The sequence below is a fragment of the Novosphingobium sp. PhB165 genome (assembly GCF_004341845.1).
GTDB lineage: Bacteria > Pseudomonadota > Alphaproteobacteria > Sphingomonadales > Sphingomonadaceae > Novosphingobium.
On record NZ_SLVB01000001.1, the window covers coordinates 1,204,925 to 1,219,981 of the forward strand.

A 15,057-nucleotide genomic window follows, 5' to 3' on the forward strand; every position below is an offset into this window, starting at 1 on the left:
CCCACGCTCACATTGCTTCCGCCGCGCTTGCGGCCCCCTGCCCCTGCCTGTAGGGCGCAGGCATCATGGCAACTGCACCTATTCTCAGCTGGGAAGGCCTCGGCCTCATCCAGGGCAACGGCTGGCTCTTCCAGGACATCGACATCAACATCGGTCCGCGCGACCGGCTGGCCCTGATCGGCCGCAACGGCGCGGGCAAGACCACGCTGCTGAAGCTGATCGCGGGTATCGTCGATGCCGACAAGGGCACGCGCTCGGTCCAGCCCGGCACACGCGTCGTGACGCTGGAGCAGGATCCGTTCTTCACCGGCTTCGACACTCTGCTCGATTTCGCGATCCACGGCGACGACGCACCGCCGCGCCACGAGGTGGAGTCCATCGCCGACCAGCTCGGCATCGACCTTTCGCGCGAAGCCAGCAGCGCATCGGGCGGCGAGCGCCGCCGCGCCGCACTGTGCCGCGCCCTCGCCTCCGAGCCGGACCTGCTACTGCTGGACGAGCCGACCAACCACCTCGACCTTGCCGCCATCGACTGGCTGGAATCCTGGCTCCAGCGCTACAACGGCGCTTTCGTGGTCATCAGCCACGACCGTACCTTCCTGACCCGCCTGACCAATGCGACGCTCTGGCTCGACCGTGGAGGCCTGCGCCGTCGGGACATCGGCTTCGGCGGCTACGAGGCATGGGAAGAAGAAGTCTACGCCGAGGAAGCGCGCGCCGCGCAGAAGCTGGACGCCAAGCTCAAGATCGAGGCGCACTGGCTGGAACGCGGCGTCACCGCGCGCCGCAAGCGCAATCAGGGCCGCCTTGCCAAGCTCTGGGAAATGCGAGCCCAGCGTGCCTCGATGATGGGCCCGCAAGGCGCGGCCAAACTTGCCGTGGTCGCAGACGACAGCAAGACCAAGTCGGTGATCGTTGCCGAACACGTCACCAAGCGCTTTGGTGACCGCACGGTCATTAAGGACTTCAACTTGCGCATCCAGCGCGGCGACCGCATCGGCGTGGTCGGCGCCAACGGTTCGGGCAAGACGACGCTGCTCAAGATCCTGATGGGCGAAATCCAGCCCGACGAGGGCAAGGTAACGCGCGCGGCGACGCTCGACGCCACGGTCATCGACCAGCAGCGCAGCCGGATGAGCCCGGAAATGCGCATCCGCGACGTGCTGGCCGAAGGCGGCGACTGGATCGACGTGGTCGGCGTGCGCAAGCACATCCAGGGCTACCTCAAGGACTTCCTGTTCGACCCCGGCCTTGTCGAGGCCAAAGTGGGCACACTGTCCGGCGGCGAGCGTTCGCGCCTGCTGTTCGCGCGCGAATTTGCGCGCACGTCGAACTTGCTGGTTCTGGACGAGCCGACCAACGACCTCGACCTCGAAACGCTCGACCTGCTTCAGGAAGTGATCTCGGACTACGACGGCACCGTGCTGATCGTCAGCCATGACCGCGACTTCCTCGACCGCACTGTCAACGTGACCCTCGGGCTCGACGGATCCGGCCATATCGACGTGATCGCGGGCGGCTATGCCGACTGGGAAGCCAAGCGCCGCCAGCGCACCAGCGCGGGCAAGGCCAAGGCGAAGGAGAGCACCAATACCGCCGCTCCGCCGCCGCCGAAGAAGGGCAAACTGTCCTACAAGGACCAGCGCGACTATGAACTGCTGCCGAAGAAGATCGAGGAACTGGAAGCGGCCATTGGCCGAGACGAGGCGGCGCTGGCCGACCCCGCGCTCTACACCCGCGATCCGGCGAAATTCGCCAGTCTTACTGCCGCCATCGACAAGGCCCGCGCCGACAAGGAAGCGGCCGAGGAACGCTGGCTGGAACTGGCCGAGCAGGTCGAGGGCTAATCCGGAGTTCGGCGGTGAATATGCGTCTCCTGCCCGGAGATGCACACGCCCCACCCTCTGGATATAAGTCGAACTGCCAATCCCACATCATCGTCGCCCCCGCGAAGGCGGGAGCCCCGCTTCCTGGCAACCTCGCGCCCTGCACAACAGAAGCGGGATCCCCGCCTTCGCGGGGATGACGGGTTTGGAGTTGGCACGCATCTTCAGATTGGGAAACAGATCTTGCCGCACGGGCAAGGCTTAAATCTACCCCGTGAGCGCTGCGGCGCCCTCGTCTTCGAGCGACTTTCCGTCCAGCACCGCGCGCCAGAAGTGTACGAGGTTCTGCGCATTCACGCCCCATGAAAAGCGGGCGACATTGGCCGAAACCTGCTCCTGGCTTGGCGGGTCGGCGAGAATGGCGTGCACGGCCTCGGCGATCGCTTCGGGCGTGCGTTCGGCAAGGCGGCCAGCGCTGGGATCCTTCACCACCTCGCGCGCGCCGCCGATGTCGGGAACGACGATCGGGGTGCCGCAGGCCAGCCCCTCGATCCAGACATTGGCAAGACCCTCGCTCGCCGAGGGCAGCACCAGCACATCGGCCGCGCAGAGCAAGTGCGGCAGGAGATCGTGCCCGACTTGCCCGAGAAACTGCACGCGGTCGGCAACGCCGAGCGAATGGGCAAGCCCGCGCAATGCCTTTTCGTCCGCGCCCACGCCCGCAAGCGCAAGGCGCACACCCGGCAAATGCGCCAGCGCCTCGATCACCAGCCGCTGGCCCTTGCGCGGGATCAGCGAACCCGGCGTCACCAGCAGCGGACCCACCGACCAGACGCCAAGGTCCGGCAGCGCCGAGACCAAGGCCCGCGCCGCGCCGCGCTCGATGGGATGAAAACGCTCACGGTCGAGGCCGGTATAATGCACGCCGATCCGATCACCCGGCATGCCGAGCGCGATCATGTCCGCGCGCAGCGCCTCGCTGACCGCCAGCATGCCGCTCGCCTGCCGCGACGCCTTGAGCATCTGCGCGAGCGCGGCCGGGCGTTGCCCCCAGTAATGGATATCGGCGCCGCGCGATTTGATCGTCAGCGGCACGCCCAGTTCCTGCGCCACGATCGCGGCGGCGGGGCCGTCGGGGAAGAAGAACTGCGCATCGACAAGGTCGAACGGCTGCTCGGCATGCAACTGGCGCGCGAGAGGCAGGATCGCCTTGGCAATGCGCCCCGGATTACTGTCGCCGCCGATTTTCGGGATCAGCGTGAACTTGGGATAGAGCACTGCAATGCCCGAAGCGTCGCTCGCCTCAGGCAGTTCGCGCAGCGCGTCGTAAGGCTTGCGGCGCGACAGCGGCCATGGCGGCACACCGACCGGGCTCACCATCACGAGATCGACGGCGCAGTTGGCCACCACCGCGCGCATCTGGTTACCAACGAAGATCCCGAAGGACGGCTTCGCGGGGTTGGGGAACAGCGTGGCTATCGAAAGGATGCGCATGACGTGCCCCTACGCGTGAGAAGTTAGAGCTTTCTGACCAGCATCTCCGCAACCGCCAGCCACTGCGGATGTTCCACCAGCACTTGCCTCTGGCCGATGGCCGGAGGCAGCAGCGCGATGCGATCCCCGTCGCAATCGATCAGCCGCCCGAACGCGAAGCGCCCGACGGGACGCGGCACCAGCACATCGCGGTTGAGCGCCCGCGTCGCCTGCCCCGGAGGCAGCTGCCGCAGCCAGACCTGATCTCCCGCACGGTACTCGCCCGAGGAGGTCTCCACTTCCAGCACCAGCCAGGGCGCTTCGGCGGCGAGTTCGTGGGGTGGCACCGCTTCACGTGGCGCATGCGGCGCTTCTGGCCCGGCTTCGGTCAGGACCGCGACGATCATCGCCGGTTCGCGCGTTTCGCTGCGCAGCAGAAGTTCGGGTTCCACCTCAAGCGCGGCGGCAATGCGGTTCATCCAGCCAAGCGACAGCGTCCGCGTGCCGGTTTCAAGCCGCCCGATGGTCTGCGCCGTCGTCGCCGGACGGCAGGCGGCAGCCACATCCGCCAAAGTAAGGCCTTTCTGCTGCCGGATGTCACGAATGCGGTTGATCACGGGCACCTCGAAATAACCAATTAGGTTTTCCCTTTCCTACAATCACTCCAGTTTGGCAAGTTGCGACCTTCTGTAAACTCTGGAGGAAGCCATGAAGCAGCATCTTGTCGAACGCACGCTCACAAGCGAGGGACCGGCCCGCCTCGCTGCCGATTCGCCCAAACGGCGGGGGCCGCGCAGCGTGACCGTCAATCTGGCCGAATCCTCGCTATCCTGGCTCCATGCCCGCGGCCATTTGAGCGACCGCCGGTTCGCCGCTGGCGAACTCCTGCGCGCTGACTGGGAACGCGCGCAGCTTTCGCCGCGCGTGACGATGCACTGGGACCCGGTCCGCGTCGGTGGCGGCGGGGCGGACCTCAGCCCCGGCGAGCGCCAGATTGCCGCCAAAGCGCGGTTTGATGGCGCCATCGCTGCCGCCGGTTCAGGGCTCGCCGACGTGCTGTGGCGCGTGGTCTGCGCGGGCGAGACAGTGCCAACTGCAGAAAAGACGCTGGGGTGGCCGGTGCGCAGCGGCAAGCTGGTGCTCGGCCTCGCGCTTGACCGGGTGGCGGACTTTTACAGGATCGCAAAATAGCCCTGACCGCGCGCCATTCGGGCACGAAAAAGGGGCCGTTCCCTTGCGGGAGCAGCCCCTTTTCCTGTCAGCCAGTCAGTAGCGTCAGGGACGCGCGCTGCGCTCGCGGGCGAGACGTTCCTGACGGTCGATCTCGCTCTCGGTCTTGACGAAGCTGTCGCTGCTCACGCCCAGCCAGATCAGGATTGGCGCGGCCATGTAGATCGAGCTGTAAGTACCGACGAAGATGCCCAGCACGATCGCGGCGGTGAAGCCGAAGATCACGTCCGGGCCCAGCAGCAGCAGCGAGACCAGCGTGATCAGCATCGACAGCGAGGTGACGATGGTGCGGGCGAGCGTCTCGTTGACCGAAAGGTCGAGCAGCTCGGGCATCGGCATCTTGCGATACTTCTTCATGTTCTCCCGGATACGGTCGTAGACGACGATGGTGTCGTTCAGCGAGTAACCGATCAGCGTCAGCAGGGCCGCGACGATGTTGAGGTCGAACTCCATCTGCGTGATCGCGAAGAGGCCGAGCGTCAGCGTCACGTCGTGCACGAGGCTGAACAGCGCGCCGACACCGAATTGCCACTCGAAGCGGATCCAGATGTAGGCCGCCACCGCCAGCGCCGCGAGGCCAAGTGCGAGCATGGCGCTGCGGCCAAGCTCGCCGGAGACCTTGCCCGAGACCGAATCGACACCGTCGATACGGGCATCGGCGTGGTTCGAGCGGATGTCGGTGGTGATGGTGCGCGCCATCGCGTCCGACAGCTTCGGATTCTTGTCCGCGCCGGCCGGCAGCTTCATGCGGATCGAAATTTCGTTCGGCTTGCCGAAGCGCTGGAGGATCGGCTCGCCGTAACCCAGCTTGTCGATCTCCTTGCTGAGCACCTCGACGGGGGCGTTGGTGCCCTCCGCAAAGGTCACGCGGATCACCTGGCCGCCGACGAAGTCGACGCCCAGATTGAGGCCCTTGGTGACGACGAGGCCGATCGAGGCCGCCATGAGTACAAGGCTCATGACGTAGAACGGCACCCGCCACCGCAGGAAGTGGATGTTGGTGTGGTCGGGAACGAGCTTGAGGAGCTTCATCTGTCCTCTCCTCTTACAGGTTCAGGTCCGCCGGCCGCGTCTTGCGCAGCCAGCCGGCGACCCACATGCGGGTCATGGTCACGGCAGTGAACACGGACGTGGCGATGCCGATCAACAGAACGATGGCGAAGCCGCGCACCGGTCCGGTGCCGAAAGCCGCCATGAGCACGGCAGCGATGACGTTGGTGATATTGGCGTCGAAGATCGCGCGGCTGGCTTCCTTGTAGCCGAGTTCCACCGCTTGCAGCACACGCCGGCCACGATGGCGTTCCTCGCGGATACGCTCGTTGATCAGCACGTTGGCGTCGACGGCGGCACCGATGGTGAGCACGAAGCCGGCGATGCCGGGCAGCGTCAGCGTGGTGCCGAACAGGCTCATCACGCCCAGGATCATCAGCAGGTTCACCACCAGCGCGCAGCAGGCATAGACGCCGAAGCGGCCATAGGTGACGAGGATGAAGATCATCAGCAAGCCGGTGCCCACGCCCATGGCGATGGCACCCTTGTGGATCGAATCGGCGCCGAGGTCGGGACCGACGGTGCGCTCCTCCACCACGGTGAGATCGACCGGCAGCGCGCCCGAACGCAGCGCAATCGCGAGCTGCGTGGCCGACTGGACCGTGAAGCTGCCCGAGATCTGAGCGCTGCCGCCGAGGATCGGCTCGTGGACGCTGGGAGCCGAAAGCACCTTGCCGTCAAGGATGATGGCGAAGCGCTTGCCGACGTTCTCGGTGGTCAGCTTGGCGAACTTCTCGCCGCCCTGCTGGTTGAAGGTGATCGAGACGACCGGTGTGTTGGTCTTGGGCTCGAAGGCCTGCTTGGCATCGGTGAGTTCATCACCCTTGATGCCGCCCAGACGCTTGACCGCCAGCACCGGCACGCCCTGCGAGGCCGGATCCTTGGGATCGGCCCAGGGAACGAGTTCCGAACCCGGGGGAACCACGCCCTTGGCAAGATCGCTGGGCACGGCGGTCTCATCGACCATCTTGAATTCAAGCTTGGCGGTCTGGCCCAGCAGGTTCTTCAGCGCCTGCGGATCCTGAAGGCCGGGGACCTGCACGTCGATGCGCGTACCGCCGAGGCGGCGGATATCGGGCTCCTTGGTGCCGAGCGCGTCGATACGCTTGCGCACGACGTCGACCGCGGTTTCCATCGCGTTGTTGATCGCAAGGTCGATACCGGCCTGCGTCGGCACGAGCACGAAGCGCGATCCGTCAACCACCTGGATGTCCCAGTCACGCTGGCCGGAGAGGCCCGCACCGGAGGTCAGCGGCAGGATCGCCTCACGAGCGGCATCGACCTGCGAAGGGTCGCGCACCGTGAAGGAGAGCTTGCCGCCGGAGCTGGAAACGTCACCGATGGCAATGCGCGGCTCGCTCTGGCCAAGGCGCGTGCGCACCGATTCTTCCATGCCTTCCAGACGCTGCTGGGTGACCTGGTCACGATTGGCTTCGAGCAGCAGGCGGCTGCCGCCGGCAAGGTCAAGGCCGAGATTGATCTTGGGCTCGGGCAATGCCGAGGGCCAGCGCACGTTCGGTGTGAGCGCGACCAGCGAAGGCAGGGCACAGACGCAGAAGAACAGCGTCAGCGCCCAGTACCAGGCCTTCTTCCAGGTGGAAAATTCGAGCATAGCCTCAGGCTTCTCTTTTTCTGATTTTAGGGCCGAAGCCTCAGTCGTTGGCGGGCTTGGAACCGGCGGGCGGAATGACGTCGACAATGGTCGACTTCACGGCCTTGACCTTCACGCCCTGGGCGATCTCGATCTCGACATAGTTATCATCGACCTTGAGGACCTTGCCGACGAAACCGCCGCCGGTCAGCACTTCGTCACCCCGCTTCAGCTCGGAAAGCTTGCTGCGGTGTTCCTTCTGCTGCTTCATCTGCGGACGCATGATGAGGAACCAGAAGATCGCGGCCATCGCCACGAAGGGCAGATACTGGATCCATGCGGGCGGAGCGCCCGCGGGCGCGGCGGCGGCAAGCTGGTTGAGAATCGAGCTTTGCATTGAGATGAAGGGCCTTCTTGTCGTTTCGTCCCGGCGCGAATCGCGCGTTGCATCGGATGTGCCGCACGCCCCGCCCCGAAATACCGTCGCCGGATTTCACCGGATGGGCGCGGTTAGCAATAAAGCGGAAGGCTGGCAACGCGCGCACTCGCGGGCGAAAGCGCCCCCAGCCCCCCAATGTCACGGGCAAATGGCCATCTTCGGCGCCACTTCAAGCCCTGACACATTCATCCACAGGCCCCGTGAAGAAAGTGAAGAAAGGGTGCTTGCGCTATCCGAATGACCTGCCTATAGGCCGCGCTCCGGTCGGGACGTAGCGCAGCCTGGTAGCGCATCACACTGGGGGTGTGGGGGTCGGAGGTTCGAATCCTCTCGTCCCGACCAATTTTCCCAACATCGTCGACAATGCAAATCCCCCCCCCCTCGGGGACCCTCGACGCGCGTTTGCGGCATTTTCCTACACGAACCGATTTGGTTATCTGGTTGCGAGCAACAATCCGAAAGGGAGTGCTCGTCCATGCCGCTGCTCGATTCGATTATCGATCCCATCGCCAAGATCATCGACAAGGTCATCCCCGACCCCGAAGCGCGCGACCGCGCCAAGCTGGAACTGCTCAAGCAGGAAAACAGCCAGGATCTGGAAATGCTGCAGGCCAGCCTCTCGGCTATCATCGCCGAGGCCAATTCCACCGATCCCTGGACCAGTCGCGCACGGCCCAGCTTCCTTTATGTAATGTACGTCATGCTGCTCTGGTCGCTGCCGATGGGCCTGATCGGCGCGCTCAGCCCAGCGACTGCCCACGCCATCGCCGAAAGCATGACCGCTTACCTCAACGGCATTCCCGAACCGCTCTATGCGCTCTTCGGCACCGGCTACCTCGGGTATTCGGCGATGCGCCAGTGGGGCAAGACCAAGGGCTCGGATCGCTAACATTGCGCTAACGCTTCGGTGATAAACCTCCTCGCAAGGCCTTCGGGTCCCTTGCGAGGAGCATTTGCGTGTTTCGGAATGTCGTGCGTTCGCTGGTGCTGGTGGCACCGGCACTTGTCCTGACCGGTGCGCTGACCGGCTGCGGCCAGAGCCGCGAAGCGGAACTCGAACAACAGCTTGCCGAGGCGAAGGCCGAGACGGCAAAGGCTGAGGCAGCCAATCAGGCCGCTGCGCGGGCAACGGCAGATGCCGCCGCGAAGCAAGCTCACGATGCCGAACTCGCCCAGTTCTACCAGGGCGAAACCACTCCGCAGGATGCCGCTCAGCAACCTGATGACAAGCCGGCGGACACCCCTCCGCCCGCCCCCGATGCCGCGCCAGCTCAGGCCGCCGCCCCTGCAGCATCCGGCCCCGTCATGAACAACGGACCCTTCCGCGTCGGCGTCCAGACAGAGCCTGTCGGCTGACGGCACCGCCGCGCGCTTTGCAGGGCCGGTGCAGTTGCGCTAGAGCGGCAGCGTCCGGCCGCGTACCGCGTGTCGGCAAGTTCATGGAGACATTCGCGAAATGGCAGCCAGGCTGGTCTATGTGCTCAACGGGCCGAACCTCAACCGGCTGGGCCTGCGCGAACCGGGCATCTACGGATCCCAGACGCTGGACGACATCGCCGCCATGCTCGTCGAACGCGGAGAAGCGCTGGATTGCGAGATCGACATGCGCCAGTCGAACCACGAAGGCCACCTTGTCGACTGGCTGCATGAGGCCGAGGACAACGGCGCCCATGCCGTTCTGCTGAACGCGGGCGCCTATACGCACACATCGATCGCGCTGCTTGACGCCATCCGCGCCGTCAAAGTGCCGGTCATCGAGGTCCATCTCTCGAACCCGCACACGCGCGAGGAATTCCGCCACAAGTCATGGGTCGGCATGGCCGCGAAGGGCACTGTGGCCGGCTTCGGTGCGCAGAGCTACATCGTGGCACTGGAAGCCGCTGCAGGCTTGTGACTGTCGGCGGCGACACGGCAACCCATGGTTCGCCGGCCTGCCGCCATATCAGTGGATTGAATTGCGCCCCCGTCCGGCACGGCCCGCCACGCGGACCGGCGCGAGGGCGCAGGAGCCTCAGCCTTCCAGCGGCACTCCGGGCACGTTCTTGGCCGTGCGGATCGTCAGCGAGGTCTTGACGCTGTCCACGTTCGGTGCCGGGGTCAGCTTGCTGGTGAGGAATTCCTGGAAGCTCTGAAGGTCGCGGCTGACGATCTTCAGTATAAAGTCGATTTCGCCATTGAGCATGTGGCATTCACGCACTTCGGGCAGACCCTTCATGTGGTCCTCGAACGCGCGCAGCGATTCCTCGGCCTGGCTCTTGAGGCTGACCAATGCGAAAACAGTGATGGTGAAGCCGAGTTTCGAGGCATCCAGATCGGCGTGATAGCCCTGGATAATGCCCGATTCTTCAAGGCTGCGGACGCGGCGAAGGCACGGCGGCGCGGTCAGGCCCACGCGCTGCGCCAGTTCGACGTTGGTGATGCGACCTTCGCTCTGCAGCTCTGCGAGCAGGCGGCGGTCGATTTCATCGAGATTGATCATGCGAATCTTTCCTTGCGGGCGCGCCGGCGTCGTCCAGCATGTAACTTCCACTCGAAAACACGTGCACCCCTGTAATATTATTATCCCATAGCGTAATTGTACCGCATTGCAACGCCTAGAAACCGACCGCTTTCGCTGTCTGCACCGTTTGCCAGCGGCGGTTATCCACCGTAGAATCCGAGGAAGTGCGCGGCTTGGTGACCTCTCCTTAAGCGATTTGCGTTAAAGTCGCCGCCAAGGGGCAGATTAGAGTGTCAGTTTGAAGTCCGGCGGCGGATTGGCGCATGAGCGGCCACCGGACGGTTTGGAGCGGGAATGCATTTCGACGATCGTCTTGCCACGGTGTTGCGACTGCCAACTACGGGCGAGGCACTGGCACGTATCCAGTACCGGCAACTGGTCGATATTCTCGGCCGGCTGCCGGCCAATGCCCGCTCCTGGGCGGTTGCCGCCGGGTTCGCGCAACTGCGCGAACTGGACAAGATCATTCCTGCCGCCGACCGCGCGCGGCTGGTCGCGCAGCCGCTTCAGCCTCTGGCCAACCCGCGCCTTGTCGCGCGCCTTGCCGAAGCCGAGCCGCAAGTGGCCACTGCCGCCGTGCGCACCGCCAATCTGACCGAGGATGCCTGGCTCACGCTGATCCCCGCCCTGCCCATCCGGGCGCGCGGAATTCTGCGCCACCGCCGCGACCTTGGCCCGCAAGTCGATGCCCTGCTCGAACAACTCGGTGTGCAGGACCGGGCTCTTCCGCCTGTCGAGGCGATGGAACTCGACATGTTGCTGGAAGTGGAGGCCGAAGCGCCGCCTGCTCCTACCGCTGCCGCGCCCGCCGCAACTTCGCCGAGCCCGAGTGCTTCGCCGAGCCCGACTGCGCCTGGCCCTACTGCTCCGCCGCAGGCCGCCCCCCCTCCTCCGCTCCGCGCCGTCGAAACCGCGCCCTTCGCCGAATTCGGTCAAGCCACTGCCTCGCTGGGCGTCGCGCCGCCGCCTACCAATACGCAGGCCGGGATCGGCGCCATCGTCCGCCGTATCGAGGAATTCCGTAAGGCGCGCGAGGCACTCGGCAACGGGCATCACGACCACGATGGGGCTTTCGATGAGCCGCGCGCACCGCATAACGATGCCGCGCCCAGCCCGCCGCGCGTACCGGCCGCGATCGACTTCAGCACCGATGCCGAAGGCCGCGTATCCTGGGCAGACGGTATCCACGCGCCTTCGCTGATCGGCCTCGACCTTTCCGGCCTCCCCTCCACGGAAGCGCCGGGCATAGAGGCACCGGCGGGCATCGTCTCGGCCATGCGCCACCGCCTGCCGCTGCGCGCAGCACAAGTGGAAATCAGCGGCGCCCCCGCGATTCGGGGCACCTGGCAAGTCGATGCCGTTCCTCGCTTCGATCCCGTCAGCGGCCGCTTCATGGGCTATTGCGGCCGCTTGCGCCGTCCCGCCGTGCTCGCCGCAGTCGGCGCCGCCGTGCAAGGCCATGGCGAAGCTGACCGGCTGCGTCAGGTGCTGCACGAGCTGCGCACCCCCGCCAATGCGATTCAGGTCGCCGCCGAAATCATCCAGCAGCAGCTCTATGGCCCTGCTCCGCATGAATATCGCGCGCTGGCAGCCGCCATCGCCGGAGACTGCGCTCATATTCTTGCCGGCTTCGAGGAACTGGACCGGCTGGTCCGGCTGGAAACCGGCGTGCTCGGCCTCGAAACCGGGGAATGCGACCTGGGCGCCGTGCTCGCCGAAACGGTGAACCGCCTGAAGGCATGGACCGAGCCACGCCGCAGCGGCTTCGCGCTTATCGCCATGACCGACGACGCGGCATTGCCAGTGCCACTCGACCGTACCGAGGCCGAACGCCTTATCTGGCGCCTGTTCGCGGCGCTCGCCGGGTCCACCGCATTCGACGAGATCCTGCCGGTCGAATGGGGGCGCGAGGATAACGGCGTCATGCTGCGCGTCGCCCTGCCCGCCTCGCTCGCGGCCCGCACGGACGAGAATTTCCACGAAACCTCGTCGAGCGATCGCGGCCATGCGCTGTCTACCGGCATGTTCGGGATCGGCTTCACCCTGCGTCTTGCGGCAGCAGAGGCGGCAGCAGCCGGCGGCAGTCTGCGCCGCACCGGCGCACGCCTCGAGCTTCACCTGCCCGGGTTGACCGCGCTGGACACAGATCATAGCCATTCATCGCGGAGCCGAGCGCTCTGAATTCAGTCGCCCTACCGGATGCGACCCGATCGGGGGAAAATTCAATCTTGTCGGGGATCAACATCCTTCAGCCGCCCAAGCCGGACGCCTTTGCCCGTTTTCGGGAGGATTTCGGCCAGCGCTTCATCGTCACGGTCGATACCGAGGAAGAGTTCGACTGGGACGCCCCGCTCGACCGTGACCGCTACAGCACGGTCACTGTCTCGGCCCTACGCCAGTTTCAGGAATTCTGCGAAGGATTCGGCGTCAAGCCGATCTACCTTGTCGATTATCCGGTCGCCGAATCACCGCGCATACCGGAAGCCATCGGCAATGCCGTCAGCGCCGGGCGTGCCGAAGTGGGCGTCCAACTCCACCCCTGGGTGAGCCCGCCGTTCGACGAAGAGGTCAGCGAGTTCAACTCCTACGCAGGCAATCTTCCCTTCACCCTGGAACGCGAGAAGTTCGCCCGGCTCCATGCCCGGATCGTCGAGGCCTTCGGAACCGCGCCGCGAATCTATCGCGCCGGCCGCTATGGCCTTGGCCCCCGCACGGCCGAAATCCTCACCGAATTCGGAATCGCCATCGACAGTTCGGTGCGTGCCCGGTTCGATTACAGCAGCGCGGGCGGCCCGAACTACCGCGAACATCCGCTGCGTCCCTACTGGGTGGATCCGGCCAAGCGCCTGCTCGAACTGCCGCTGACCACGGTCTACTGGGGGCCGCTGCGGCAGATGGGCAATGCGATCTACCCGCACCTCTGGCGCGCGCCGCAAGTGCGCGGCGTGCTCGCCCGCACCGGACTGCTCGAACGCATCGCCCTGACGCCCGAGGGAATCAGTGTCGACGAAGCGCTTCGCGGAGTCGATATCGCCATCGACGACGGTCTGCCGGTGCTGGTTTTCTCATTCCACAGCCCTTCGCTGGCCCCCGGGCACACGCCTTACGTACAGGACGTGCAAGATCTCAACAGGTTATATGACTGGTGGCGCCAGCTTTTCGGCCATCTTGCGCGGCGCGACGTGCTTCCGACGAGCGTTGGCGAAATCATGCACGCAGTCGAGCTTGCCTAGTGCGACGCACCAAGCTAACGGGCTTTCACCCCGGCGCTGTCGATGAGCCGGGGGAACGGTTGGGGCCTGTAGCTCAGCGGTTAGAGCTGGCCGCTCATAACGGCTAGGTCGCGGGTTCGAATCCTGCCGGGCCCACCACCGTAGAGGGCCGGCACGGACCCAACATCATCATCGACGACCGAAGGGTCGGGGAGTGGCGCAGCCCGGTAGCGCGCTTGCTTTGGGAGCAAGATGTCGCAGGTTCGAATCCTGTCTCCCCGACCAATTCGCTTTTCCAAGACATGCTGGAGCCTGCCATGACGGCCCGAGTGGATTTTCCGCTTTCGGTCGCGAAGATGGCGAAGTCCCCGATGAGGCGATGAGCGCGGACCATTTGGGCATCGATCAATGTTGCGACGCGCATCATTCGATCTGTTGAACAAAAGTCGTTCGACCAGTTGAACCGCTGAAGATTCGATGTAGGGAGACCTGTCTACGATCGATTCGCAGACCCTAGACTTGTGATACAGTGAAGTTCATAAGAACTGCTACACTGTCTTTGGAATGCAAGATCGATTCAATATTGAATTGGCTTCGGTCAAATCGATTAATGCGAGTCGCACAAAGACAAGTCGCGATTTGTATCGGCAGACATCATCCCGACAGCGATCACTGGGAATTATCGGCGATCGGAATTGCCGCCTCCCAACGCCGACGCTATGCGCCGCAGCGCTATATATCTGAACATAGTCAATAATGCCTGCCCGGAGGCCGCGTTTTGCGGCGCCCGTTCGTATGCCCTGGCATAATAATAAATTCGGAGAGGACAGCGTGCTTACCAAATTCCAATCGTGCTCCATGATGATCGGCGCCAGTGCAATTGCCTTTGCCTTCGCCGCCTCCCCAGCCGCAGCGCAGTCGACAGACAATACGGAAGCCAGCACCAACGACATTATCGTCACCGCACGCCGCGTCGAGGAACGACTGCAGGACGTACCGATCTCGATTACTGCCTATAATCAGTCACAGCTTGCCGACCGAAATGTCGTCAACTCGCAGGATCTGGCGCGTTACACGCCGTCGCTGTCGGCGAACTCGAACTTCGGCAATGAGAACTCCACGTTCGCCATTCGCGGTTTCGTTCAGGACACCGGCACCGCTCCGTCCGTCGGCGTCTATTTTGCGGACGTCGTCGCGCCGCGCGGTGCGTCGAACAACGTTCCGGTTGGCGACGGCGCCGGCCCGGGCAGCTTCTTCGATCTCTCGAACGTCCAGGTCCTGAAGGGCCCGCAGGGTACGCTGCAAGGCCGCAACACCACCGGCGGTGCTGTCCTTCTCGTCCCGCAGAAGCCCACCGACAACCTTGAGGGCTTTGTCGAAGGATCGATCGGCAATTACGATCTGCGCCGCGTTCAGGCGGTCATCAACATCCCGGTCATGGACTCGCTGCGCATCCGAATGGGTGTCGATCATCAGTCGCGCGACGGCTACATCCACAACAACAGCGGCATTGGGCCCAAGGATTTCGGCGACGTCGACTATACCGCGCTGCGCTTCAGCGCCGTGGCCGATCTCGCGCCCAACCTCGAAAACTACATGATCGTGTCCTACAGCCGCTCGCACACGAACGGCTCGCTGCAGAAGCTGATCGCGGTGGACCCGAATGAAGGCTTCGGCGCGTTTGCGGGCGATCAGCTCACGCGGCAGGGTTCGGGCTTCTACGACGCCTGGCAGAC

The 15,057-nt window shown here is 64.6% G+C and carries 14 protein-coding genes and 3 tRNA genes; 11 read left to right on the top strand and 6 right to left on the bottom strand.

From position 1 onward, the window contains the following. Positions 1-65 precede the first annotated feature (65 nt). Positions 66-1,847 (top strand): ABC-F family ATP-binding cassette domain-containing protein, encoded by a 1,782-nt coding sequence (locus tag EDF56_RS05670; RefSeq protein WP_132385686.1) that lies wholly within the window; start codon positions 66-68, stop codon positions 1,845-1,847. Between the two features lie 246 nt (positions 1,848-2,093). On the opposite strand, the gene EDF56_RS05675 is transcribed toward EDF56_RS05670, so the two are convergent. Together EDF56_RS05675 and EDF56_RS05680 are read right to left on the bottom strand one after the other, a co-directional pair. Continuing rightward, positions 2,094-3,320, bottom strand: a complete 1,227-nt coding sequence (locus tag EDF56_RS05675) for a glycosyltransferase (RefSeq protein ID WP_132385687.1) — start codon at positions 3,318-3,320, stop codon at positions 2,094-2,096. Positions 3,321-3,343: 23 nt separating this feature from the next. Then, positions 3,344-3,916, bottom strand: a complete 573-nt coding sequence (locus EDF56_RS05680; protein WP_132385688.1) for a helix-turn-helix transcriptional regulator — start codon at positions 3,914-3,916, stop codon at positions 3,344-3,346. 91 nt (positions 3,917-4,007) lie between these two features. On the opposite strand from EDF56_RS05680, the gene EDF56_RS05685 reads away from it, so the two are divergent. Then, positions 4,008-4,490, top strand: coding sequence for a DUF6456 domain-containing protein (locus EDF56_RS05685; RefSeq protein ID WP_132385689.1), 483 nt, complete (start codon positions 4,008-4,010; stop codon positions 4,488-4,490). A gap of 84 nt (positions 4,491-4,574) precedes the next feature. On the opposite strand, the gene secF is transcribed toward EDF56_RS05685, so the two are convergent. Genes secF through yajC form a run of 3 tightly spaced genes read right to left on the bottom strand, consistent with a single transcriptional unit; the run spans position 4,575 to position 7,567 of the window. Then, positions 4,575-5,561 carry a protein translocase subunit SecF gene (gene secF / locus EDF56_RS05690; protein WP_132385690.1) on the bottom strand — a complete coding sequence of 329 codons (987 nt, stop codon included), beginning with the start codon at positions 5,559-5,561 and terminating at the stop codon, positions 4,575-4,577. 13 nt (positions 5,562-5,574) lie between these two features. Beyond that, on the bottom strand, positions 5,575-7,191 hold the full coding sequence (secD, locus tag EDF56_RS05695) for a protein translocase subunit SecD (RefSeq protein WP_132385691.1): 1,617 nt from the start codon (positions 7,189-7,191) through the stop codon (positions 5,575-5,577). A 40-nt stretch (positions 7,192-7,231) separates the two neighbouring features. Continuing rightward, complete coding sequence (gene yajC, locus EDF56_RS05700) at positions 7,232-7,567, bottom strand: preprotein translocase subunit YajC (RefSeq protein WP_132385692.1); 336 nt, start codon at positions 7,565-7,567, stop codon at positions 7,232-7,234. A gap of 307 nt (positions 7,568-7,874) precedes the next feature. Here yajC and EDF56_RS05705 point away from each other — a divergent pair. The 4 genes from EDF56_RS05705 (at position 7,875) to aroQ (ending at position 9,503) form a co-directional block, all read left to right on the top strand. Beyond that, positions 7,875-7,951: transfer RNA gene (locus EDF56_RS05705), tRNA-Pro, on the top strand. A 133-nt stretch (positions 7,952-8,084) separates the two neighbouring features. Continuing rightward, positions 8,085-8,498, top strand: a complete 414-nt coding sequence (locus EDF56_RS05710) for a holin family protein (protein ID WP_132385693.1) — start codon at positions 8,085-8,087, stop codon at positions 8,496-8,498. Between the two features lie 68 nt (positions 8,499-8,566). Continuing rightward, the gene (locus EDF56_RS05715; protein ID WP_132385694.1) at positions 8,567-8,965 is read left to right on the top strand and encodes a hypothetical protein; all 399 of its coding nucleotides are present in this window, start codon (positions 8,567-8,569) and stop codon (positions 8,963-8,965) included. Between the two features lie 100 nt (positions 8,966-9,065). Then, a complete protein-coding gene (gene aroQ / locus EDF56_RS05720) occupies positions 9,066-9,503 on the top strand; it encodes a type II 3-dehydroquinate dehydratase (RefSeq protein ID WP_132385695.1) in 438 nt (145 codons plus the stop codon). A gap of 117 nt (positions 9,504-9,620) precedes the next feature. On the opposite strand, the gene EDF56_RS05725 is transcribed toward aroQ, so the two are convergent. Further along, the gene (locus EDF56_RS05725) at positions 9,621-10,088 is read right to left on the bottom strand and encodes an Lrp/AsnC family transcriptional regulator (protein ID WP_132385696.1); all 468 of its coding nucleotides are present in this window, start codon (positions 10,086-10,088) and stop codon (positions 9,621-9,623) included. Positions 10,089-10,403: 315 nt separating this feature from the next. On the opposite strand from EDF56_RS05725, the gene EDF56_RS05730 reads away from it, so the two are divergent. The 5 genes from EDF56_RS05730 to EDF56_RS05750 all read left to right on the top strand — a co-directional run. Then, positions 10,404-12,290, top strand: coding sequence for a HAMP domain-containing histidine kinase (locus EDF56_RS05730; protein WP_132385697.1), 1,887 nt, complete (start codon positions 10,404-10,406; stop codon positions 12,288-12,290). A gap of 47 nt (positions 12,291-12,337) precedes the next feature. Then, a complete protein-coding gene (locus EDF56_RS05735; RefSeq protein ID WP_132385698.1) occupies positions 12,338-13,342 on the top strand; it encodes a polysaccharide deacetylase family protein in 1,005 nt (334 codons plus the stop codon). A 62-nt stretch (positions 13,343-13,404) separates the two neighbouring features. Then, positions 13,405-13,480 (top strand) — tRNA-Ile (locus EDF56_RS05740). 49 nt (positions 13,481-13,529) lie between these two features. Further along, positions 13,530-13,606, top strand: a tRNA-Pro gene (locus tag EDF56_RS05745). Between the two features lie 546 nt (positions 13,607-14,152). After that, positions 14,153-15,057: TonB-dependent receptor plug domain-containing protein (locus EDF56_RS05750; RefSeq protein WP_243652400.1), on the top strand; the 905-nt coding region annotated here is incomplete at its 3' end.